The sequence below is a fragment of the Jatrophihabitans sp. genome (genome assembly GCF_036000465.1).
Classification (GTDB): domain Bacteria; phylum Actinomycetota; class Actinomycetes; order Mycobacteriales; family Jatrophihabitantaceae; genus Jatrophihabitans.
This window is the reverse complement of sequence record NZ_DASYFV010000077.1, coordinates 38,383-58,703: the sequence shown is the minus strand read 5'-3', so window position 1 is coordinate 58,703 and position 20,321 is coordinate 38,383. Positions and strand designations below refer to the sequence as shown.

Here is a 20,321-nt window from a genome sequence, read left to right as displayed (position 1 = left end):
ACTCGACCAGCGGGTCGCGCTGGGCCATCGCGCGCAGGCCGATGCCCTCCTGCAGGTAGTCCATCTCGTACAGGTGCTCACGCCACTTGCGGTCGAGCACCGACATCAGCACCCGGCGCTCGAGCTCGCGCAGCACCTCCGCACCGAGGTCCTCCTCGCGCTGGTCGTAGGCGGCCTGCGCGTCGGCGACGATCTCCTCGACGAGGAACTCGCGCGTCAGGTCGGCCTTCTCGCCGCCCGCCTGCTCGATCGCCTCCTCGATGGTCAGCGAGATCGGGTAGAGCGTGCGCAACGCCGTCCAGAGCTGCTCGAGATCCCACTCCTCCGGGTAGCCGGACGAGGTCGCGCCGTTGACGTAGCTGGTGACGACCTCGTCGATCATCGGCCGCATCTGGTCGGACATGTCCTCGCCCTCGAGGACGCGGCGGCGCTCGTCGTAGACGACGGTGCGCTGCTTGTTCATGACCTCGTCGTACTTGAGGACGTTCTTGCGGATCTCGAAGTTCTGCTGCTCCATCTGCGTCTGCGCCGACTGGATCGCCTTCGAGACCATCTTGGCCTCGATCGGGACGTCCTCGGGCAGGCGGAGCAGGTTCATCATGGCGGCGACGCGCTCGCCGTTGAAGCGGACCATCAGGTCGTCGCCGAGCGAGAGGTAGAACCGCGACAGGCCGGGGTCACCCTGGCGGCCGGCGCGACCACGCAGCTGGTTGTCGATCCGGCGGGACTCGTGCCGCTCGGTGCCGAGGACGTAGAGACCGCCGAGCTCGACGACCTCGTTGTGTTCCAGCGCGACTTCCGTCTTCATCTTCTCGAGGGTGTCGGGCCAGGCGGCCTCGTACTCCTCCGGGGTGTCGGCCGGGCTGAGGCCCTGCTCGCGCAGCAACGCGTCGGCCGAGAACTCGGGGTTGCCGCCGAGCATGATGTCGGTGCCGCGGCCGGCCATGTTGGTGGCGATCGTGACCGCGCCCTTGCGCCCGGCGTTGGCGATGATCGCGGCCTCACGCGCGTGCTGCTTGGCATTGAGGACCTCGTGCGGGATGCCCTTGCGCAGCAGGAGCGAGGCCAGCCGCTCGGACTTCGACACGCTGGCCGTGCCGACGAGCACCGGCTGGCCGGCCTCGTGCCGCTCGGCGATGTCGTCGATGACGGCCGCGAACTTCGCGTCCTCGCTCTTGTAGATGAGGTCGGTCTCGTCGGCGCGGACCATCGGCTTGTTGGTCGGGATCGGCACCACGCCGAGCTTGTAGATCTGGTGCAGCTCGGCGGCCTCGGTCTGGGCCGTACCGGTCATGCCGGAGAGCTTGGTGTAGAGGCGGAAGTAGTTCTGCAGGGTGATCGTGGCCAGCGTCTGGTTCTCCTGCTGGATCTGCACGCCTTCCTTGGCCTCGATCGCCTGGTGCATGCCCTCGTTGTAGCGGCGCCCCTGCAGCACGCGGCCGGTGAACTCGTCGACGATCATGACCTCACCGTTGTTGACGATGTAGTCGCGGTCGCGCTTGAAGATCTCCTGGGCCTTGAGCGAGTTGTTCAGGTAGCCGACGAGCGGGGTGTTCGCCGCCTCGTAGAGGTTGTCGATGCCGAGCTGGTCCTCGACGAAGGCGACGCCTTCCTCGGTGACGGCGACGGTGCGTTTGCCCTCTTCGACCTCGTAGTGGACGTCCTTCTTCATCCGCGGCGCGATGCGGGCGAACTCGAGGTACCAGCGCTGGTTCTCCTCGGCCGGGCCGCTGATGATGAGCGGGGTTCGGGCCTCGTCGATCAGGATGGAGTCGACCTCGTCGACGACGGCGAAGTTGTGCCCGCGCTGGACGAGGTCGTCGAGCGACCACGCCATGTTGTCGCGCAGGTAGTCGAAGCCGAACTCGTTGTTCGTGCCGTAGGTGATGTCGCACTGGTACGCGGCGCGGCGCTTCTCCGGCGGCAGGTCGTTGAGGATCTTGCCGACGGTGAGGCCGAGGAAGCGGTGGACGCGGCCCATCCAGTCGCCGTCGCGGGCGACCAGGTAGTCGTTGGTGGTGACGACGTGCACGCCGTCGCCGGCGAGCGCGTTGAGGTACACCGGCAGCGTGGAGACCAGGGTCTTGCCCTCACCGGTCTTCATCTCGGCGATGTTGCCGAGGTGCAGCGCGGCACCGCCCATGAGCTGGACCTTGTAGTGGAACTGTCCCAGCGTCCGCCGGGCCGCCTCGCGGACGAGCGCGAACGCCTCCGGCAGCAGGTCGTCGAGCGTCTCGTCGTCGGCGAGGCGCTCCCGGAAGGTGTCGGTGAGCGCGCGGAGTTCGGCATCGGTGAGGTCGACGTAATCGTCCTCGAGGGTCTCGATGTGATCGGCGATCGCCGACAACCGACGGACCTGTTTGCCTTCACCGGCGCGCAAGAGCTTGGCTAGAACCACGACGGCCATGGTACGGGGCGGGTGGCGCCCCTCACTCCATGGTCAGCTCCGATAACCGATTCCGGCGCCGCGAGCCGTCTGGGAGCCTTCGATCATGGGTGTCTTCGCGGATGTGGAACTGGACGAGCTGGTGTTGACGACGCCACGGCTGACGCTGCGACCCTGGCGTCGCGACGACGCCGAGGCGGTCGCCGAGATCATGCGGGGCGCCGACCTCGGCGAGTTCCTGGCGCTGCCGGACCCCTACACCCTCGACGACGCGATCGGGTTCGTCACCGCGATCGGGGGCGAGACGCGCAGCGCCGGCACCGGTCTGGAGTGCGCGGTCGTGGAGACGGTGAGCGGGCAGCTCGTGGCGTCGGCGGCGCTCCGGCTGCCCCGGCCGCGCCGGCTCGAGGCCGAGGTCGGCTACTGGGTCGGCCGGGCGTATCAGGGTCAGGGGTACGCCGCCGAGGTCACCCGGGCGCTGACCGACTGGGCCTTCGCCCATGGCGTGAGCCGGGTCGAGCTGTTCTGCGCCGTGCGCAACCTCGCCTCGGCGAAGACCGCCCTCAACGCCGGGTTCCGCTTCGAGGCGGTCCTGCACGGCCACCACCCGATGCGAGACGGCGATCCGGCCGATTCGGCGCTGTTCGCCCGGCTGCCGTCCGACAGCGGGGCCCCGACCCCACGGGCGGCCGTCGACCTGCCGGGCGGCGGGCTGTCCGACGGCATCGTGCTGCTGCGGGTGATGGCGCCGGGCGACGAAGCCGGCCTGGGCGAGCAGGAGGCCGACCCGGTCACCCGGAGCTGGGAGTTCACCGCCGAGCCGCGAACGGCGCTGGAACACCGGCGGCTGTGCGCGGGGGCCGCGCTGCAGTGGCTCACCGGCCAGGTGATGCGCTGCGCGATCGTCGACGTCGAGACCGGGCGCTACGCCGGCATGATCAGCATCCGGCCGGCCGGGCCGCCCCAGATCGGCGGCATCGGCTACGCGGTGCACCCGGCGTTCCGCGGTCGCGGCTACACCGCTCGGGCCCTGCGACTGCTCACCGCCTGGGCCTTCGGCGAGGCCGACTTCGCCCGACTCGAACTCGGGGCGAAGGTCGGCAACATCGCCTCGCAGAAAGCGGCGCTGGCCGCCGGGTTCGAGCGCGACGGCGTGCGGGCGACGCGGATGCGCAACCCCGACGGCACGTTCACCGACGAGGCGCGCTTTGCCGCGCTCAACCCGCGCCACGTGCAGCGCGACGCGGGTTGAGCGGGGAGGTCACGCCGACAGGCGGATGAGCCCGTAGTCGTAGGCGTGGCGACGGTAGACGACGCTGGCCCGTCCCGTCTCGATGTCCTTGAACAGGTAGAAGTCGTGCCCGACCAGTTCCATCTCGAACAGGGCCTGGTCGACCGACATGGGCTCGGCGTCGTGGTCCTTCTCGCGCACCACGCGACCGGGACCCTCGAGCGGTTCGTCCTCGCTCACGTCGGCGGCGAGATCGGTCGGCAGTTCCGCGGTGGCCTCGGCGACCGAGCGCGGCGTGCGCCGACCATGGTGGATGCGCCGTCGGTCGGCCGCCTGACGGAAGCGGCGTTCGAGCCGGTCGGCGGCGATGTCGAGAGCCTTGTAGAAGTCCTCGGCGCAGGCTTCACTGCGCACGACCGGCCCGCGGGTGCGGCACGTGATCTCCACGTGCTGACAGCTGCCGTTCTGTCGCGGGTTCTTCTCGTGTTGGAGTTCCACGTCGGTTCGGTGGATCTTGTGGTCGTAGCGCTCGAGTTTCCCGAGCTTCTCGGCTACGTGCTGCCGATAGTGATCTGGAACCACGACATTGCGGCCACGAACGACGATCTCCATGTTTCCCGCGACAGTTTCCATACGACCTCCACCATGCTCGCGGCGACTCGGCGGCACACGGTAGGTCGGGGGGTTCTCGTGTGCGGGGCCGAGATTCGCCTACTCCGGTTAGGTCATGCCCACGCTAGACCGGTCAGGTGTGCGCTGCCAATGGGCCCTCCGACCCGCCGCGGTGTCGCGGCCACGACAGCCGCGCCGACGACGGGCCAGCCGGCCGCCAGCAGGGCCCGTCGACCCTCCCGCAGAGTCGCGCCCGTCGTGACGATGTCGTCGACGAGCACGGCGGCCCGACCGGGCCGGGGCGGAGCGGCCCGCATCGCCCCGGCCAGGTTCTCGGCCCGGGCCGAGACCCCGAGGCCGGCCGAGTCGCGCACCGCCCGCTGCAGGGTGAGGGCCCCGCGGGCCCGGTGCAGGCCGGCCCGCGAGCCGGCCCGCGCCGACAACCGGGCCAGGTGGTCGCCGCCTCGCACCGCGGCGGCCACGCGCGACGAGGGCACCGGAACCAGCACGATGCGCCCGGGCCCGGGCCGGACCGCCGCCCCGACCGCCGCGGCCAGCAGCGCCCCGAGCGGCGCGGCGAGGTCGCGCCGGCCCCGCTCCTTGTAGTGGATCAACGCCTCGCGGGCCGGACCCTCGTAGGCGAGCGCGGCGAACACCGGCAGCCCGACCCCGGGCACCAGGAACGGTTCGGCGGCACCGAGGCAGGCCGGGCACCACGCCGTCGCCGCGAGGCCACACCCGGCGCAGCGCCGCGGCAGCACGAGGTCGAGCAACTCGTCGAGCAGGTCGTGAAGGAAGGCAACCACCGGCTCAGCCTGGCCGCCCGCGGCGTCCCCCGCACCGCGCGAAGCCGCCCCTGTGGACAACTGTCCGCTTCCGCCCCGCCTCTGTGGATCGCGGCCGGACGGGCTCCCGATGTGCTAGCTGCGCTACTCGAGGTAGATGGGCATGCCGCCGTTGCGCTGGCCGGTGCCGTCCGGGCTCTGCCACGAGCTGCCGCTCTGCTCCCACACGGCCCCGTCGGCCGAGACCCAGGCCGGCCGACCCGGCGCCGCCGTCACGCTGTCCGGGGCCAAGGGCAGCAGCCCGATGGGCCGCGCGTTGAACGCCGCGCCGTCGACGTCGGTCTCGAAGATGCGCGAGTCGAAGTTGGAGGCGTTGTAGCCGATCGCGAACAGCTTCATCGCCTGCGGCCACGCGACGTCGGAGATGATGACGCCGGGTGGGCTGAGCGGCGGCGTGGTGAGGGTGTCGACCCGCACCTGACCGGCGCTGCGCACGATCGCCCCCAGGTACAACTGCTGCGTCCCGGTGGCGGTCGCGATGACGAGGGCCAACCGGGTACCTTCCGGGCTGAACCGCAACGCGACGATCCTGGTCGCCCCGGCCACCGCGGGAAGCGCGACCGGGATCGGCGCGGCGGCGCGACCGTTGGCCTCGACGGGCACGCGCATCAACCCGCGGCCCTGGCCGACCCACACCTCGCCGAGTCCGGGCGCCCACGCCGGGCGCGAGAGCGTCCCGTGGACGGAGGTCCGCGCCAGCCCACCGAACTGTGAGCCGATGTAGAGCCGTCGCGACGAGCCGGTGCCGGTGAGGCCGGCGATGGCGAGCGCGGCCGACGGCGAGGGCTGGCGCATCGCGATCGCGGTGAGCAACGGACCGGAGGAGTTGACCGCGCCCGCGAGCGGCTCGTTGTTCTCGCCGTAGATCCGGCCGCCGCGCAGGAAGTAGACGTCGGGGGCCGGCGGCGTCGGGCCGAGGGCGTCGACGAACTGCGAGCCGGTGAACTGGGTGGCGTTGCTCGTGATGGGCACGGCGTCGCCGCCGTCGGTGATCTCCAGCGTCAGGCCGGCGGACACGCCCTCGAACGTCTGAGCCACCTGCGCGGCGAGACGGTAGCGCGCCTCGCTGTCGAGCTGGGACGAGCCGGGGATCTCCACCCTCGTCACCGCGCCCGAGGTCACCGTCAGGCGGGACGGCACCTGCTGGTTCGGCAGGGTGTCGCTGTTCACGGCGTTCTGCAGCTCCGGGCGCGGGCCGTTGGCGAGCTGGTTCAGCAGCCAGCGTTCCAGCGGCAGACCGGAGTCGGCGGTCCAGCGCTGGTCGGGGACGAGGTACTTGCCGGCGAGGTCGTAGAAGTACAGGCTGCGCTGCTTGAAGGCCTGCTGGAACTCGTCGGTCGTGAGCACGAGACCGCCGCTGAGGCCGTCGATGCGGTACTGACCGCGCACCTTGACCAGGTGGTAGGTGTAGGGACCGGCCGGGCTGCTGCCCTGCGGGTTCGGGGTGTAGACCCCCGCGTTGTTCAGCGTGCCGACCGCCCGCCCGCGCACCACGACCTCTGACCGGTCGGCCTGATAGGTGCTGACCGACTCGGTGCCGCCGTCGAGGATCGTCACCTTCGACATCGGGGTCCACTTGACCCGCGCGTCGCCGGCGAGGAACGCCCGGGGCTGGGCCGAGCCCGCAGCCGCGGACGCGCTGGCGGCGAGGAACGCGAGCACGAGGTCGCGCGGCTGCACGTCGTTCGGCGGTGGGGTGATCGACGGGGCGCCCCCGTTGCCCAGCTCGACCGGCTTGATCGTCTCGGGTGCGGACGAACCCGGGATGCTCGTGCACCCCGTCAGCGCGGTCGCGACCGCGACGGCCAGGACCAGCAGACGTGGACGGGCGGGCGTCACTCGTCGTCCTCCTCGGTCTCGTCCGGATCCAGCGGCAGCGGCGAATGCATCAGCGTGTGTCCGGCGTGCCGCGGCAGCGTCAACCGGAACTGCGCGCCGCGGCCGCGCTCGCCCCACGCCTGCAGCCAGCCGTCGTGCAGCCGGGCGTCCTCGAGCGAGATCGCCAGCCCGAGCCCGGTGCCGCCGGTCAGCCGGCTGCGCGACGGATCGCCGCGCCAGAAGCGGTTGAAGACGAGGCCGGCCTCGCCGGGTCGCAGCCCCACGCCGTGATCGCGCACGGTCACGGCGACGGCGTCGTCGTCGAACCCGATGGTGATCACGACCGGCTTCCCCTCTCCGTGGTCGAGGGCGTTACCGAGAAGGTTACGGAGGATGCGCTCGACGCGCCGCGCGTCGATGTCGACGGTGACCGGATGCTTCGGCTGCTCGACGACCACGTCGCTGCCCTGCCGCTCGGCGAGCATCCGGGTGCCGTCGACGGTCGTGCCGACCACGGCCCGGATGTCGACCGGCTCGGACTCCAGCCGGGCCACGCCCGCGTCGTAGCGCGAGATCTCGAGCAGGTCGCCGAGGAGCATCTCGAAGCGGTCGAGCTCGTCGTGCAGCAGCTCGGCCGAGCGGGACAGCTCGGGGGCGAAGTCGTCGCGGCTGGCGTAGAGGAACTCCGAGGCCATCCGGATGGTGGTGAGCGGCGTGCGCAGCTCGTGGGACACGTCGCTGGTGAAGCGCCGTTGCAGTCGGGACAGATCCTCGAGGCGGCGGATCTGGCGCTGCAGGCTGTCGGCCATCTCGTTGAACGCGCGCCCGAGCCGGCCGATGTCGTCGCTGCCGGCGATCTCGATCCGCTTGGACAGGTCGCCGGCCGCGAGCCGTCCCGCGGTCTCGGCGGCAACCCGCACCGGCCGCACCACCTGGCGGGTGACGAGCAGCGCGATGCCGAGCACGAGCACGACCAGGGCGAAGCCGGCCAGCAGCACGGTGCGCTTGATCAGCGAGATCGTCTGCGCCTCGGAGGTCAGCGGGAACGAGTAGTAGAGCTCGAACACCCCGTTCTGGGCCGGGACGGGCTCACCGACGATGAGGCCAGGCACGTACTTGCCGGTGCTCGGGTCGAGCACCGGCGCGTACTGCAACGCGACGTTGCCGTTCTGCACGGTGAGACGCAGGGCCGCGGGGATCGTCGTGGACGTCGGCGTCTGGGGCGCGCCCTCGAAGTTGATGCCCGACGGCGGTTGCAGGTCGATGGTGAACAGGCCGACGCTCGACCCGCCGGTGCCGAGGTTGGTCAGGATCTGCTGGGTGGCGTCGGAGACGTCGGACGAGACGCCCGCGTTGACGCCGAGCAGCACCGAGCGCGCCGTCGGCAGTCCGCTCGTGGCCTGGTTGATCGCGGCGTTGCGCTTCGCGCGCAGCAGGCCGCCGGACACCTCGTCGACCAGGAAGATGCCGATCAGGAGCACCATGACGCCGGTGACGACGACCGTGGTCGTCCCGACGCGCAGTGACAGCGACTGGCGCCATACCCGGTTCACCCGCACCGCCGCCGAGCGCACGACGCGGAGCGCGTTGCCCATGACTAGCCGCCCATGGCTACGGAGGCCCGGCCTTGTAGCCGACCCCGCGGACGGTCAGCACGACCTCGGGTCGCTCCGGATCACGCTCGACCTTGGCCCGCAGCCGCTGCACGTGCACATTGACCAGGCGGGTGTCGGCCGCGTGCCGGTAGCCCCACACCTGCTCGAGCAGCACCTCGCGGGTGAAGACCTGGCGCGGCTTGCGGGCGAGCGCGACGAGCAGGTCGAACTCGAGCGGGGTGAGCGCGAGCGGCGCCCCGCCCCGCTTCACCTGGTGGGCCTGGACGTCGATCTCGACCGGCGAGTCGGTCGGGCCGATCGACAGCGTCTCGCTGGAGAGGTCCTCGTGGTGCCGCAGCCGCGCGCGCATGCGGGCGACGAGTTCCTTCGGCTTGAAGGGCTTGAGCACGTAGTCGTCGGCGCCGGACTCGAGGCCGAGCACGACGTCGACGGTGTCGGTCTTCGCGGTGAGCATGATGATCGGCGTGCCGCTCTCGGCCCGGATCGCGCGGCACACGTCGATACCGGACATGCCCGGCAGCATCAGGTCGAGGAGCACGATGTCGGGCTTCGTCTCCCGGAAGGCCTTGACCGCCCGGGAGCCGTCGGCGACGAACGCCGGGTCGAAGCCGTCGGTGCGCAGGACGATGCCGAGCATCTCGGCGAGTGCCGAATCGTCGTCGACGACGAGTACGCGAGGTTTCACGCGCCCATGGTGTCATCCCGACGCGACGAGGGCATGGAAGTACGCGCGCCGGACAGGGCATCCGCTCAGCCGGGTGGGGAGGATGACACGATCAAGCGCCACCCGGCGGGAGGAGACGAGGCATGAGCGAAGTGTCCGTCGCCGCGCTGCGCCCGCTCGGGGCCGGGGAGATTCTCGACGGCGCGGTGCGCTGCGTGCGCCGCAACGTCCGCACTGCGTTCGTCGTGGCGCTGCCCTATGCGGTCCTGCGCACCGGCCTCGTCGCCCTGCTCGAACTGGCGACCTTCGACTCCAACGACGCGGCCGCCCTCTCCTTCTTCGGTTCCATGATCCTCAGCCTGCTGCTCGGCGTCGTGCTGACCGGCTTCCTCACCCCGGCCTTCGCCGACGAGTTCCTCGGCCGGCACCTCACGGCCGGCGAGTGCGTCGCCCGCGTCGGATTCGCCGTCTGGCCGCTCGTCGGCCTCGCCGTGGTCGTCGCGCTCGTCGAGGAGATCGGCCTCGTGGCGCTGCTCATCGGCGGCATCTGGCTGTGGGGCGTCTGGGCCGTGGCCGCGCCGGCGCTGGTCACCGAACGCACCGGGTTGCGCGGCGCGTTGGGCCGCAGCCTCACCCTGGTGAAGGGCGACTTCTGGCGGACGTTCTGGGTGCGCCTGCTCGGCCTGATCGTCACGTCGGTCATCAGCTTCCTGCTGGCCCTGCCGTTCGACGCGCTGGCCGCCGCGGTCACCGGCAACGACCCGTTCCATTTGACGGCCACCGGCCTGTCCGGCCCGCAGGTGTTCGTGCTGATCTCGGCGGCCGGCGGGTTGATCGCGGCCCTGGTCACCGGGCCGATCAGCGCCGCGGTCGACGTACTGCTCTACCTCGACCTGCGCATGCGGCGCGAGGGGATGGACCTCGTCCTCACCCTGCCGCCGCTGCCGGCCGACGCCCTGCCGGCCCCGGACACCCGGCCGGTCAGCGCGTGGTGACCGCGTCCGGACCCGGCGGCGGCAACCCGGTCGGGGGCGACGCCGCGCGGCGCGCGGCGCAGGCCGAGCTGCGTCGCGTCGAGTACCACCGCGAGCAGGGCTACGCGGCCCGCGTGGTGCACTGGCTCACCGACAAGATCGGGCGCTTCTTCAGCGGCACCAGTTCGGCCGACCACGCGATGCTGGTGTTCGCGGTGATCGTGCTCGTCGTGGCGATCGTGCTCGCGGTGCGCGCCGGGCGGCCGCGCCACGGCTCGGTCGGTCGCGGCGCTCCGGGGAACGACCCGCTCGCGCCGGTGCCCGCCCGGGACCACCGCCGCCTCGCCCAGCAGTACGCCGCCGAGGGACGCCGGGCCGAGGCGCTGCGCGAGTGGCTGCGCGCCGCGGTGCGCTCCATCGAGGACCGCGGGGTGCTGCCCCCGCGACCGGGACGCACGGGCGCGGCCACCGCCCGCGAGGCGGGTCCGGCGCTGCCCGCGGCCGCCGACGCGCTCGCCGCCGCGACGACCGCGTTCGACGAGATCTGGTTCGGTGGCCGCGCGGCCACGGACGCCGACGTCGCCCACGGCCAGGCGGCCGCCGACGGTGCGGCCTCGGCCCGCATCGTCGCGGGCGCCGCGGCGGCGGACGGGATCGCGGTGCCGTGGTGACGCCGACGAGCGTCCAGGCCGCGCCGCTGGTGCGTCCGGTCTGGCGCCGGCTGCGGCTCTGGGTCGGGCTGGCCGCGCTGCTGGTGCTCGCCGCCCTCGTCGTAGTTCCGTTCACGCACGCCCCGGGCCGTCCCCTCGACCCGGCCTCGACCGAACCGAACGGCAGCCGGGCGCTCGACCGCGTCCTCGCCGGGTACGGCATCTCGCTCACCGAGACGGCCTCGATCGGCACCGCGCTCCGCGCCGGGTCCGACGCGACCGTCGTCGTCACCGTTCCGGACGACTACTCCGACGCGCAGCTGCGCGACCTCGCCGCAGCGCCGGCCCGGCTGGTGCTCGTGAGCCCGGGCCGCCGCGCCACGGCCGCGGTGGCGCCGGCCCTCGAACCCGACCCGAACGCGCTGGTCGAGCCTGACCCGAACTGCGACGACCCGGGCGCGATCGCGACCGGCCTGATCGAGCCGCCCGACGACGGCGTCGCCTACCGCGAGCGTTCCGACACCTCGGCGGGCCGCCTCGTCCGCTGCTACGGCGGCGGGTACGTCGTGGGCGACCGGCTCACCGTGCTCGGCTCGACGAGCGTGCTCGAGAACAGCACGCTCGGCCGCACCGGGGTTGCCGCGCTCGCGATCAACGCCGTCACCGCCGACCGTCGCGTCACCCGCGTCGTGTGGCTCGTGCCCGGGGCGGACGCCGCCGGCCCGGGCGCCGCCTCGGTCTGGGACCTCTTCCCCGCGGGCGCGCAACGCGCGTTCTGGTGGCTCATCGGGCTGGGCGTGCTCGTCGTGCTGTGGCGCGCGCGCCGGCTCGGCGCGGTGATCGGCGAGGCGCTGCCGGTGATCGTCCGGTCGGCCGAGGTCGTCGAGGGGCACGGTCGGCTCTACCTGCGCGCCGGGGCCCGCGACCGGGCCGCCGCCGCGCTGCGCGCGGCCGCGAGCGAGCGGGTCGCCGCCCGGCTCGGCCTGCCCCGCACGTCCCCGCCCCCTCAGATCGCGCTCACGGCGGCGCCGCTCGTCGGGCGGGCGCCGGCCGAGCTCGCCGGGCTGCTCACCGGCCCGCCCCCCGTCGATGACGCCAGGCTCGTCCGGCTCGCCCGCGACCTCGACGCCTTCGAGGCCGCCGTCGCCGCCCTGGAGCCGCGCACCACCGACCGATCCACCTATCGAGGGGAAGCCACACCGTGACCGAGGCTCCAGCGGAACCCGCCAGCAACCCGCGGGACGGGCTCATCCGGCTCCGCGCCGAGGTCGGCAAGGCCGTCGTCGGGCAGGACGCTGCCGTCACGGGTCTGCTCATCGGGCTGCTGTGCCGCGGGCACGTCCTCATCGAGGGCGTGCCGGGGGTGGCGAAGACGCTGCTCGTCCGCTCGCTGGCCGAGGCGCTGGACCTCACGACGACGCGCATCCAGTTCACCGCCGACCTGATGCCCGGCGACGTGACCGGGTCGCTGATCTACGACACCGGCACGAGCAACTTCGTCTTCCGGGAGGGGCCGGTGTTCACCAACCTGCTGCTCGCCGACGAGATCAACCGGACGCCGCCGAAGACCCAGTCGGCCCTGCTGGAGGCGATGGAGGAGCGGCAGGTCTCGGTCGACGGGCAGCCTCGCCGCCTGCCCGACCCGTTCTGCGTCATCGCCACGCAGAACCCGGTCGAGTACGAGGGCACCTACCCGTTGCCCGAGGCCCAGCTCGACCGCTTCCTGCTCAAGGTGACGATGCCGCTGCCCGACCGCGACACCGAGATCCGGGTGCTCGCCGCGCACGCTGCCGGCTTCGACCCGCGCGACCTCGCCGCGGCCGGCATCTCGGCCGTCTCGAGCGCCGGCGATCTGACCGCCGCCTCGGCCGCGGTGCGCCGCGTACGCATCGACCCGGCGATCCTCGCCTACATCGTCGAACTGGCCCGGGCCACCCGGCAGGCGCCCGCCGCGGCGCTCGGCGTCTCGCCCCGTGGCGCGACCGCGCTGCTGGCCACGGCCCGCGCGTGGGCCTGGCTGTCGGGCCGCGACTTCGTCACCCCCGACGACGTGCAGTCGCTGGCCCGGCCGACGTTCCGGCACCGCATCCACCTCCGGCCGGAGGCCGAGCTCGAGGGCATCACGGTCGACGGCGTGCTCGAGACCGTGCTGGCGTCGGTGCCGGTCCCGCGCTGATGGTGCTCTCCGGCCGCCTCGTCGCGCTCGCGGCCGCCGGCGTGCTGCTCGCGGCGTGGTCGGCGGCCGCCCTGTTGGTCTATGCCGCGCTGCTGGCGCTGGCCGCCGGGATCGACCTCGCCCTGGCCGCGCGCATCGCCTCGCTCCGCCTGACCCGCGAGCCGGGCGCCCCGGTCCGGCTCACCGAGCGGGGCGAGACCGTTCTCACCGTCGCCAACGAGGGACGCCGCACGCTGCGCGCCGTCGTCCGCGACGCGTGGGCGCCGTCGGCCGGCGCAACGCCCCGCAGCCAGCCGCTGACCGTGCCGGCCGGAGAGCGGCGCCGGGTGGTCACCACCTTGGTGCCGACGCGCCGCGGCGAGCGGCCGAGCGGCCGCGTGACGATCCGCGCGTTCGGCCCGCTCGGGCTCACCGCCCGGCAGCGCCAGCTCGCCGCACCCGGCACGCTGCAGGTGCTGCCCGCGTTCTCCTCGCGCCGGTTCCTGCCCGAGAAGCTCTCCCGGCTGCGCCAGATCGACGGCGCGGTGCTCGTGCGCCAGCGCGGTCAGGGCACCGAGTTCGACTCGCTGCGCAGCTACGTCATCGGCGACGACGTGCGGGCCATCGACTGGCGGGCGACGGCCCGCTCGCGCGACCTCGTGGTGCGCACCTGGCGCCCCGAGCGCGACCGCCACATCGTGCTCGCGATCGACACGGGTCGCGCCTCGGCCGCCCGGGTCGGAAACGAGCCGCGCCTCGACGCCGCGCTCGACGCCTGCCTGCTGCTCGGCGCGCTCGCCGCCCGGGCCGGCGACCGCGTCGCGCTCGTCGCGGCCGACACCCGCGTGCGCGCCCGGCTCGGCCTGGCCGCCGGCCGCGACGTGCTCCCCCGCCTCGTCGGCGCGCTCGCCCCGCTCGAGCCGACGCTGGTCGAGACCGATCCGCAGCTGCTCGCCGCCGAGGTGCTGCGGCAGGTGTCCAAGCGGTCGCTGGTCGTGCTGTTCAGTGCGCTCGACACCGCGGCCGACACCGGACTGCTGCCGGCGGCACGGGTGCTCGCGGGGCGGCACGAGGTGATCGTCGCTTCGGCGGCCGACCCCTCGCTCGGCGTGCTCGCGGCCGGTCGGGCCGACAACGCCGAGGTCTACCTGGCCGCCGCCGCCGAGCTGGCCCGACACCGCCGTGCGTCGGTCGTCGAGCAGCTCGGCAAGCTCGGCGCGCACGTGGTCGACGCGCCGGCCGACGTCTTCGCCTCCCACGTCGCCGACGCGTACCTCGACCTCAAGGCCGCGGGGAAGCTGTAGACCTCACGCCACCGGGACGAGGTCGCCCCGCTCGTCGGCCTCGATGTCGCCGGTCGCGCCGGCCCGCACGCCGCGACGGCCCAGCACGATCACGTAGGTGAGGAACGCGAGCTCGGCGAGCGCACCGATCGAGATGCGGGCAACGGTCGAGAGGCCCGACGGCGTCACGAACGCCTCGATGACGCCGGAGACCAGCAGCACCCCGACGAGCCCCAGCGCCACGACCCCGGCGGCGCGGCCGGCCTCGGCCAGTGACTCCGAGCGCGGCCGAGCGCCCGGTGCTATCCAGGCCCAGCCGGTGCGCAGCCCGATGCCACCGGCCACGAAGACTCCCGACAGTTCGAGCATGCCGTGCGGCAGGATCAGCCCGAAGAACTCGCTCGCCTTGCCCGACGCGATCATGACGCCGCCGACGAGGCCGAGGTTGACCGCGTTGCTCCACAGCACGTAGAGCGTCCCGATCAGCGTGACGCCGAGGAACAGCGCGAGGGCCGACACGAGCGCGTTGTTCGTCCAGACGTGGGCGGCGAACGACTGCGCCGGGTGCTCGGAGTAGTAGCTGCGGAAGTCGTGGTCGACGAGTTGACGCACCTCGCTCGAGGGCAGCACCCGGCTGATCCGCTCGGGGTGCGCCCGCAGCCAGAGCCACATCGCGGTCGACGCCCCGATCGTCGCCAGCGCCACCGCCACCGACCACCGCCAGGTGCGGTAGACCGTCACCGGGAAGTCGACGAGGACGCCACGGGCGAGCGCCTGCCACCCGCGCACCCGGGGCGGGCCGACGGCGGCGGCGCGGCCCTGGGCGAGCAGGCGCGACAGGCGGGCGGCGAGCGCCGGCTCGGGCGCGCGCGTCTGCACGAGCGCGAGGTGCGTGGCCACCTGGCGGTACAGCGCGACGAGCTCGTCGGCCTCGGCACCGTCGAGGCGGCGGCGGCGGCCGGCCAGGTGCTCGAGGCGAAGCCATTCGGCGTCGTGCCGGGCGATGAAGGAGTCGACGTCCACAGTGCTGCGAAGTCTAGGTGTCGGCCTCGCGATCTAGAGTGCCCGCATGGAGCCGAATGCCGCCGCGCTCGTCTCGGGCGAGGGTGTCCGGCTCACGCTGCGCTCGGCCGGGGTCGGCTCGCGCATCATCGCGGCCCTGATCGACCTCGCCGTCCAGTTCGGCGCGTTCCTGGTGATCTCCACGCTCGACGTCGTCCTCGTCGGTCAGGCCGACCTCGCCGCGATCCAGGCCGTCGTCATCACCGAGGTCGTGCTGATCCTGGCCGGCTACCCGATCGTCATGGAGTGGCTGACGAAGGGCCGCACCGTCGGCAAGATCAGCATGGGGCTGCGCGTGGTGCGCGACGACGGCGGGCCGGTCGGCTTCCGCCATGCCCTCGTGCGTGGCCTCGCCGGGCTGCTGCTCGAGAAGCCCGGCGTCGCGTTCCCGCTGACGACCGTTGCCGGGCTGCTGACGATCAGCCTGAGTTCTCGCGAGAAACGCATCGGCGACATGATGGCCGGCACGGTGGTCCTGAACGAGCGCGCGGCCCCGCAGGCCCTGGGCACCCCGCCGGCCTGGGTGCCGGTGCCACTGCAGCCGTGGGTGCTGTCGCTCGAGATGCACCGGCTCGACGACCGGCTCGCGCTGAGCATGCGCCAGTTCATCAGCCGGGCCCACGCGATGACCCCGCCCGCACGCACTGCGCTGGCCGAGCAGCTGCGCCATCACGTGCTGGCAGTGACGTCACCGCCTCCGCCGCCCGGCGCACCCACGCCGGTGCTGCTGATGAGCGTGCTCGCCGAGCGCCGCCGCCGCAGCCTGGCCACCGCCGATCACGCTCCGCTGTTCAACACCCGGTCCACCCCGCCGCCGCACTTCACCGCGCCGCCGTACGCGCCCGCGCACTACCCGCCGGTCGGCTACGCACCCCCGCCCGCCGACGGGCAACCGGACAACCCCTTCGCCCGCCCGAGCTGAACGGAGCACCAACCATGAGCGAGCCGTCCGCGACCGTGGCCGACAACCCCGATCGCTCCCGCTACGACGTGCAGATCGACGGCGACACCGCCGGCTTCGCGGCCTACCGGCGCCTCGACGACCGCCTCGTCTTCACCCACACCGAGATCGACGACCGGTTCGGCGGCCGCGGGCTCGGCTCGGTGCTGGCCCACGCCGCCCTCGACGACGCGCGGCGCCAGGGCCTGCTGGTCACCCCGCAGTGCCCCTTCATCGCCCACTTCATCCGTACCCATCAGGAGTACGCCGACCTCGTCGACCCCGAACACGCCGACGACGTGCGTCCCGACGACAGTCGCAGCTGACGGCGTCCCGTGGCCTGGACGGTGCTCGGGTGCGTCTGACCACTGTCCGCTCGGTGCCTGTCCACTACCTGCGACCTCGACGGCCGCACTGCCTGCTGCGCGGGAGGGCCTCAGCTGGTACTCATGGGTGACCCAGCCCACTCCAGCGTCGGAGGTTTCCCGTGCCCATCCCACGAACCGCGTTGGTCGCCTCCGTTCTCGGTTGCGTGACGGCCTTCGTCGTCGGTGCCCAACCGGCGCTGGCGGCGTCGAGCGTCAACTACATCGCCCTCGGCGACTCCTACGCCTCCGGCGTGGGGTCGGGCAGCTACACCTCCGAGAGCGGCAGCTGCCTGCGCAGCACCCTGGCCACCTCGCAGCTCTGGGCCAACGGGCACGCGCCGGCCTCATACCGCTCGGTCGCCTGCTCGGGGGCCAAGACGACCGACGTCTCGGCCAACCAGGTGTCGGCCCTGTCGTCGTCGACCACGCTCGTCAGCATCACCATCGGCGGCAACGACATCGGCTTCTCGACGGTCATGGAGGACTGCGTCCTCTACAGCACGAGCACCTGCGTCAGCGAGGTGAACGCCGCCGAGCAGAAGGCGCAGACCCAGCTGCCCGGACTGCTCGACACCGTCTACAACAACGTCCGCAGCCACGCCCCGAACGCGAAGGTGGTGGTGGTCGACTACCCGCGCTTCTATCACGACCTCTGGTACTGCATCGGGCTCAGCTCGACCGATCGCAACAAGATCAACGAGGGGGCGGACGTCCTGGACACCGTCATCTCGTCGGCCGCGAGCCGGCACGGCTTCCGCTTCGCCGACGTGCGCCCGGCGTTCGCCAACGGTCACGAGATCTGCGACAGCGGGTCGTGGCTGCACTCGGTCGACTGGTCGAACATCGTGCAGAGCTATCACCCGACGGCCGCGGGCCAGTCCGGTGGCTACCTGCCGGCCTTCACGGCCCAGGCCGGCTAGCCACCCGCACGAGCGCCGCCGGCTTCCGGCGGGACCGGGGGAGACAGGGACGGATCAGGCGACCGAGCCGTCCCTGTCGCATCTGCGCCCTTGTCGCGCCCGCCCGCCGGTGCCAGGCTGGGTGCCCTCGCACCGAGGGGGCAGGCATGGCGGGCCAGCACGCCGTCGGGACGCAGCAGACCCGGTCGGGTCTTGCCGCGGTACTGCTGCTCGGCTGCGCTGTCGCCCTCGGCCTCGGCGTCTACGCGAAGCTGCACGATCCGGCGCTGCGGCCGCTCTGGCTCATCGGCTTCTCCGGGATGCTGCAGCTCAAGACCTGGCTCGCGACGGCCGCGCTCGCGCTCGTGCTGGTGCAACTGACGACCGCGCTGTGGATGTGGGGCCGCCTGCCCGGCGCCGGCGACGCCCCGGTCTGGGTCGCGCCGGTGCACCGCTGGAGTGGCAGCCTCGCGTTCGTCGCGCTGGTGCCGGTGGCGCTGCACTGCCTGTGGTCGCTCGGTTTCGTGACGACGACCGGTCGCACGCTGACCCACTCGCTGGCCGGCTGCGCCTTCTACGGCGCGTACTCGGCGAAGATGCTGGGCCTGCGACTGCGCGGCCTGCCGGGCTGGACGCTGCCGGTACTCGGCGGGCTGGTGTTCGCGCTCTTCGTGCTGCTGTGGCTGACGTCAGCGCTGTGGTTCTTCACCCGCTCCGGGCTGCCGCTCACATGAGCGGGGTGACGCGCCGCTCGGCGCTCAGCGCGGCCGCGGCCGCCGGGGCCGGGGTCGTCCTCGGCGTGGTCGTGGCCCGCAACAGCGCCGCGGCCGACGCCGGGCGCGGGCACACGGCGGCCAACGCCTACGGCAACACCGACACGACCGGCACGCTCCTGGCCGCGCTCGCCGACGTCCCGAAGGACGGCGGCGTCGTGCTGCACGGCCCGAAGGTCGTGCTCACCCGCGGCGCCGACGACGCCGTGCACGCGTTCTCCTCGATCTGCCCGCACCAGGGCTGCGAGGTCAACCGCATCGCCGGCGGCACGATCGAGTGCCCGTGCCACGCCAGCCGCTTCGACGCCACGACCGGCAAGGTCGTCGGCGGCCCGGCCCCGCACGGCCTCGACCCCGTCGCCGTCACCGTCCGCAACGGAGAGGTGTTCGAGTCATGACGCGCGCATTGCCCACCCTCCTCTGGCTCCTGGCCGCCGGCTTCGCCGTCGGAGTGCTCATAGCCCTCAAGTGACCTGACGGTCGCGCTGGTGCCGAAAGGCAACAACGCGACCGTCAGGCGAGGCCGGAACGCGACGACAACCGAGATGGCGCGGAGAGGCGGGGTCTGTCGGTACTGAGGAGCTCGCTCCTCAGTACCGGTAGTGCTCGGGCTTGTACGGGCCGGCGACGTCGACGCCGATGTACTCGGCCTGCTCCTTGGAGAGCGTCGTCAGCTTGGCGCCGACGGCGTCGAGGTGCAGCCGGGCCACCTTCTCGTCGAGGTGCTTCGGCAGCGTGGTGACCGTGGGCTTGCCGTCGACGATGTAGTTGTCGGGGTTCTTGTGGATCTCGATCTGGGCGATCGTCTGGTTCGAGAACGACGCGCTCATCACGAAGCTCGGGTGACCAGTCGCGTTGCCCAGGTTCAGCAGGCGACCCTCGGACAGCACGATGATCTTCTTGCCGTCGGAGAACGTCCACTCGTGGACCTGCGGCTTGACCTCGACGCGGGTGACACCCGGGTACTTGGCGAGGCCGGCCATGTCGATCTCGTTGTCGAAGTGGCCGATGTTGCCGACGATGGCCTGGTGCTTCATCTGGGCCATGTGGTCGGCCATGATGATGTCCTTGTTGCCGGTCGTGGTGATGAAGATGTCGGCCTTGTGCACGACGTCCTCGAGCGTGACGACCTCGAGGCCGTCCATCGCCGCCTGCAGCGCGCAGATTGGGTCGACCTCGGTGACGACGACGCGGGCGCCCTGGCCCCGCAGCGACTCGACCGAGCCCTTGCCGACGTCACCGTAGCCGCAGACGACGGCGAGCTTGCCGGCGATCATGACGTCGGTGCCGCGGTTGATGCCGTCGATGAGCGAGTGGCGGCAGCCGTACTTGTTGTCGAACTTGCTCTTGGTGACCGAGTCGTTGACGTTGATCGCCGGGAACAGCAGCGTGCCCGCGCGCTCGAACTCGTAGAGGCGGTGGACGCCGGTCGTGGTCTCCTCGGTGACGCCGATGATCGCGGCGCCCATGCGGGTGTAGCGGCCCGGGAACTCGACGATCGAGCGGCGCAGGAGGTTGAGGATGACCTGGTACTCCTCGGAGTCGGTGTCCTCGGCCTGCGGCACGACACCGCCCGTCTCGTACTCGGTGCCCATGTGGATCAGCAGCGTGGCGTCACCACCGTCGTCGACGATGGAGTCCGGGCCCGAACCGTCCGGCCAGGTCAGCATCTGCTCGGTGCACCACCAGTACTCCTCCAGCGTCTCGCCCTTCCAGGCGAAGACCGGGATGCCCTGGGGGTTCTCGGGGGTGCCGTCCTTGCCGACGACGATCGCGGCGGCGGCGTGGTCCTGGGTGGAGAAGATGTTGCAGCTGACCCAGCGAACGTCGGCGCCGAGGGCGGCGAGCGTCTCGATCAGCACGGCGGTCTGCACGGTCATGTGCAGGGAGCCGGCGACCTTCTTGCCCTTGAGGGGCTGGGTCGGGCCGAACTCACGCCGCAGCGCCATCAGGCCGGGCATCTCGTGCTCGGCGAGGTCGATCTCCTTGCGGCCGAAGGTGGCCAGGCTCAGGTCGGCGACCTTGAAGTCCGACACGCTTCCAGC

At 72.3% G+C, this 20,321-nt stretch carries 19 protein-coding genes; 11 read left to right on the top strand and 8 right to left on the bottom strand.

Features of this window, described 5'->3' with window-relative positions; genetic code table 11:
• On the bottom strand, window positions 1–2,398 hold a 2,398-nt coding region (gene secA / locus VGN18_RS20815), incomplete at its 3' end, for a preprotein translocase subunit SecA (protein ID WP_327541646.1).
• Between the two features lie 94 nt (window positions 2,399–2,492).
• Between secA and VGN18_RS20810 the strand changes: the two genes are divergently transcribed.
• Window positions 2,493–3,638 carry a GNAT family N-acetyltransferase gene (locus tag VGN18_RS20810; protein ID WP_327541645.1) on the top strand — a complete coding sequence of 382 codons (1,146 nt, stop codon included), beginning with the start codon at window positions 2,493–2,495 and terminating at the stop codon, window positions 3,636–3,638.
• Window positions 3,639–3,647: 9 nt separating this feature from the next.
• Here VGN18_RS20810 and hpf read toward each other — a convergent pair whose 3' ends face one another.
• The 5 genes from hpf to mtrA form a co-directional block, all read right to left on the bottom strand.
• Window positions 3,648–4,229 carry a ribosome hibernation-promoting factor, HPF/YfiA family gene (gene hpf / locus VGN18_RS20805; protein ID WP_327541650.1) on the bottom strand — a complete coding sequence of 194 codons (582 nt, stop codon included), beginning with the start codon at window positions 4,227–4,229 and terminating at the stop codon, window positions 3,648–3,650.
• A gap of 113 nt (window positions 4,230–4,342) precedes the next feature.
• On the bottom strand, window positions 4,343–5,035 hold the full coding sequence (locus VGN18_RS20800; RefSeq protein WP_327541644.1) for a ComF family protein: 693 nt from the start codon (window positions 5,033–5,035) through the stop codon (window positions 4,343–4,345).
• Between the two features lie 123 nt (window positions 5,036–5,158).
• On the bottom strand, window positions 5,159–6,913 hold the full coding sequence (locus VGN18_RS20795; RefSeq protein WP_327541643.1) for an LpqB family beta-propeller domain-containing protein: 1,755 nt from the start codon (window positions 6,911–6,913) through the stop codon (window positions 5,159–5,161).
• Window positions 6,910–8,487 (bottom strand): MtrAB system histidine kinase MtrB, encoded by a 1,578-nt coding sequence (gene mtrB / locus VGN18_RS20790; RefSeq protein WP_327541642.1) that lies wholly within the window; start codon window positions 8,485–8,487, stop codon window positions 6,910–6,912. The genes VGN18_RS20795 and mtrB overlap by 4 nt, the downstream gene beginning before the upstream one ends.
• 16 nt (window positions 8,488–8,503) lie before the next feature.
• Window positions 8,504–9,193 (bottom strand): MtrAB system response regulator MtrA, encoded by a 690-nt coding sequence (gene mtrA, locus VGN18_RS20785; protein WP_327541641.1) that lies wholly within the window; start codon window positions 9,191–9,193, stop codon window positions 8,504–8,506.
• Between the two features lie 122 nt (window positions 9,194–9,315).
• Here mtrA and VGN18_RS20780 point away from each other — a divergent pair, with 122 nt between their 5' ends.
• Genes VGN18_RS20780 through VGN18_RS20760 form a run of 5 tightly spaced genes read left to right on the top strand, consistent with a single transcriptional unit; the run spans window position 9,316 to window position 14,255 of the window.
• Entirely contained in the window at window positions 9,316–10,167 is an 852-nt protein-coding gene (locus VGN18_RS20780) for a hypothetical protein (protein ID WP_327541640.1), read from the top strand.
• On the top strand, window positions 10,161–10,817 hold the full coding sequence (locus tag VGN18_RS20775; RefSeq protein WP_327541639.1) for a DUF4129 domain-containing protein: 657 nt from the start codon (window positions 10,161–10,163) through the stop codon (window positions 10,815–10,817). The genes VGN18_RS20780 and VGN18_RS20775 overlap by 7 nt, the downstream gene beginning before the upstream one ends.
• Window positions 10,814–12,001 (top strand): DUF4350 domain-containing protein, encoded by a 1,188-nt coding sequence (locus VGN18_RS20770; protein WP_327541638.1) that lies wholly within the window; start codon window positions 10,814–10,816, stop codon window positions 11,999–12,001. Before VGN18_RS20775 ends, VGN18_RS20770 begins: the two co-directional genes overlap by 4 nt.
• Window positions 11,998–12,972 (top strand): MoxR family ATPase, encoded by a 975-nt coding sequence (locus VGN18_RS20765; RefSeq protein WP_327541637.1) that lies wholly within the window; start codon window positions 11,998–12,000, stop codon window positions 12,970–12,972. Before VGN18_RS20770 ends, VGN18_RS20765 begins: the two co-directional genes overlap by 4 nt.
• Complete coding sequence (locus tag VGN18_RS20760; protein ID WP_327541636.1) at window positions 12,972–14,255, top strand: DUF58 domain-containing protein; 1,284 nt, start codon at window positions 12,972–12,974, stop codon at window positions 14,253–14,255. The genes VGN18_RS20765 and VGN18_RS20760 overlap by 1 nt, the downstream gene beginning before the upstream one ends.
• Before the next feature lie 3 nt (window positions 14,256–14,258).
• On the opposite strand, the gene VGN18_RS20755 is transcribed toward VGN18_RS20760, so the two are convergent.
• Window positions 14,259–15,257, bottom strand: a complete 999-nt coding sequence (locus VGN18_RS20755; RefSeq protein ID WP_327541635.1) for a stage II sporulation protein M — start codon at window positions 15,255–15,257, stop codon at window positions 14,259–14,261.
• Between the two features lie 46 nt (window positions 15,258–15,303).
• On the opposite strand from VGN18_RS20755, the gene VGN18_RS20750 reads away from it, so the two are divergent.
• From VGN18_RS20750 to VGN18_RS20730, 5 genes are all read left to right on the top strand, one after another.
• Complete coding sequence (locus VGN18_RS20750; RefSeq protein ID WP_327541634.1) at window positions 15,304–16,218, top strand: RDD family protein; 915 nt, start codon at window positions 15,304–15,306, stop codon at window positions 16,216–16,218.
• Window positions 16,219–16,232: 14 nt separating this feature from the next.
• Complete coding sequence (locus VGN18_RS20745; RefSeq protein WP_327541633.1) at window positions 16,233–16,562, top strand: GNAT family N-acetyltransferase; 330 nt, start codon at window positions 16,233–16,235, stop codon at window positions 16,560–16,562.
• 161 nt (window positions 16,563–16,723) lie between these two features.
• Entirely contained in the window at window positions 16,724–17,524 is an 801-nt protein-coding gene (locus VGN18_RS20740; protein WP_327541632.1) for an SGNH/GDSL hydrolase family protein, read from the top strand.
• Window positions 17,525–17,670: 146 nt separating this feature from the next.
• Window positions 17,671–18,237: a DUF6529 family protein gene (locus VGN18_RS20735; RefSeq protein ID WP_327541631.1), complete on the top strand. Its 567-nt coding sequence runs from the start codon at window positions 17,671–17,673 to the stop codon at window positions 18,235–18,237.
• The gene (locus VGN18_RS20730; protein WP_327541630.1) at window positions 18,234–18,674 is read left to right on the top strand and encodes a Rieske (2Fe-2S) protein; all 441 of its coding nucleotides are present in this window, start codon (window positions 18,234–18,236) and stop codon (window positions 18,672–18,674) included. Before VGN18_RS20735 ends, VGN18_RS20730 begins: the two co-directional genes overlap by 4 nt.
• A gap of 192 nt (window positions 18,675–18,866) precedes the next feature.
• Here the strand turns inward: VGN18_RS20730 and ahcY are convergent, their stop codons facing one another.
• Window positions 18,867–20,312: an adenosylhomocysteinase gene (ahcY, locus tag VGN18_RS20725; RefSeq protein WP_414655085.1), complete on the bottom strand. Its 1,446-nt coding sequence runs from the start codon at window positions 20,310–20,312 to the stop codon at window positions 18,867–18,869.
• Window positions 20,313–20,321 lie beyond the last annotated feature (9 nt).

What these genes read in the sequence shown, in the direction of transcription:
- VGN18_RS20810 (WP_327541645.1), top strand. Translation starts at nt 2,493, where the DNA reads ATGGGTGTCTTCGCGGATGTGGAACTGGACGAGCTGGTGTTGACGACG.
- hpf (WP_327541650.1), bottom strand. Translation starts at nt 4,229, where the DNA reads ATGGAGATCGTCGTTCGTGGCCGCAATGTCGTGGTTCCAGATCACTAT.
- mtrB (WP_327541642.1), bottom strand. Translation starts at nt 8,487, where the DNA reads ATGGGCAACGCGCTCCGCGTCGTGCGCTCGGCGGCGGTGCGGGTGAAC.
- VGN18_RS20780 (WP_327541640.1), top strand. Translation starts at nt 9,316, where the DNA reads ATGAGCGAAGTGTCCGTCGCCGCGCTGCGCCCGCTCGGGGCCGGGGAG.
- VGN18_RS20760 (WP_327541636.1), top strand. Translation starts at nt 12,972, where the DNA reads ATGGTGCTCTCCGGCCGCCTCGTCGCGCTCGCGGCCGCCGGCGTGCTG.
- VGN18_RS20750 (WP_327541634.1), top strand. Translation starts at nt 15,304, where the DNA reads ATGGAGCCGAATGCCGCCGCGCTCGTCTCGGGCGAGGGTGTCCGGCTC.
- VGN18_RS20745 (WP_327541633.1), top strand. Translation starts at nt 16,233, where the DNA reads ATGAGCGAGCCGTCCGCGACCGTGGCCGACAACCCCGATCGCTCCCGC.
- VGN18_RS20735 (WP_327541631.1), top strand. Translation starts at nt 17,671, where the DNA reads ATGGCGGGCCAGCACGCCGTCGGGACGCAGCAGACCCGGTCGGGTCTT.
- VGN18_RS20730 (WP_327541630.1), top strand. Translation starts at nt 18,234, where the DNA reads ATGAGCGGGGTGACGCGCCGCTCGGCGCTCAGCGCGGCCGCGGCCGCC.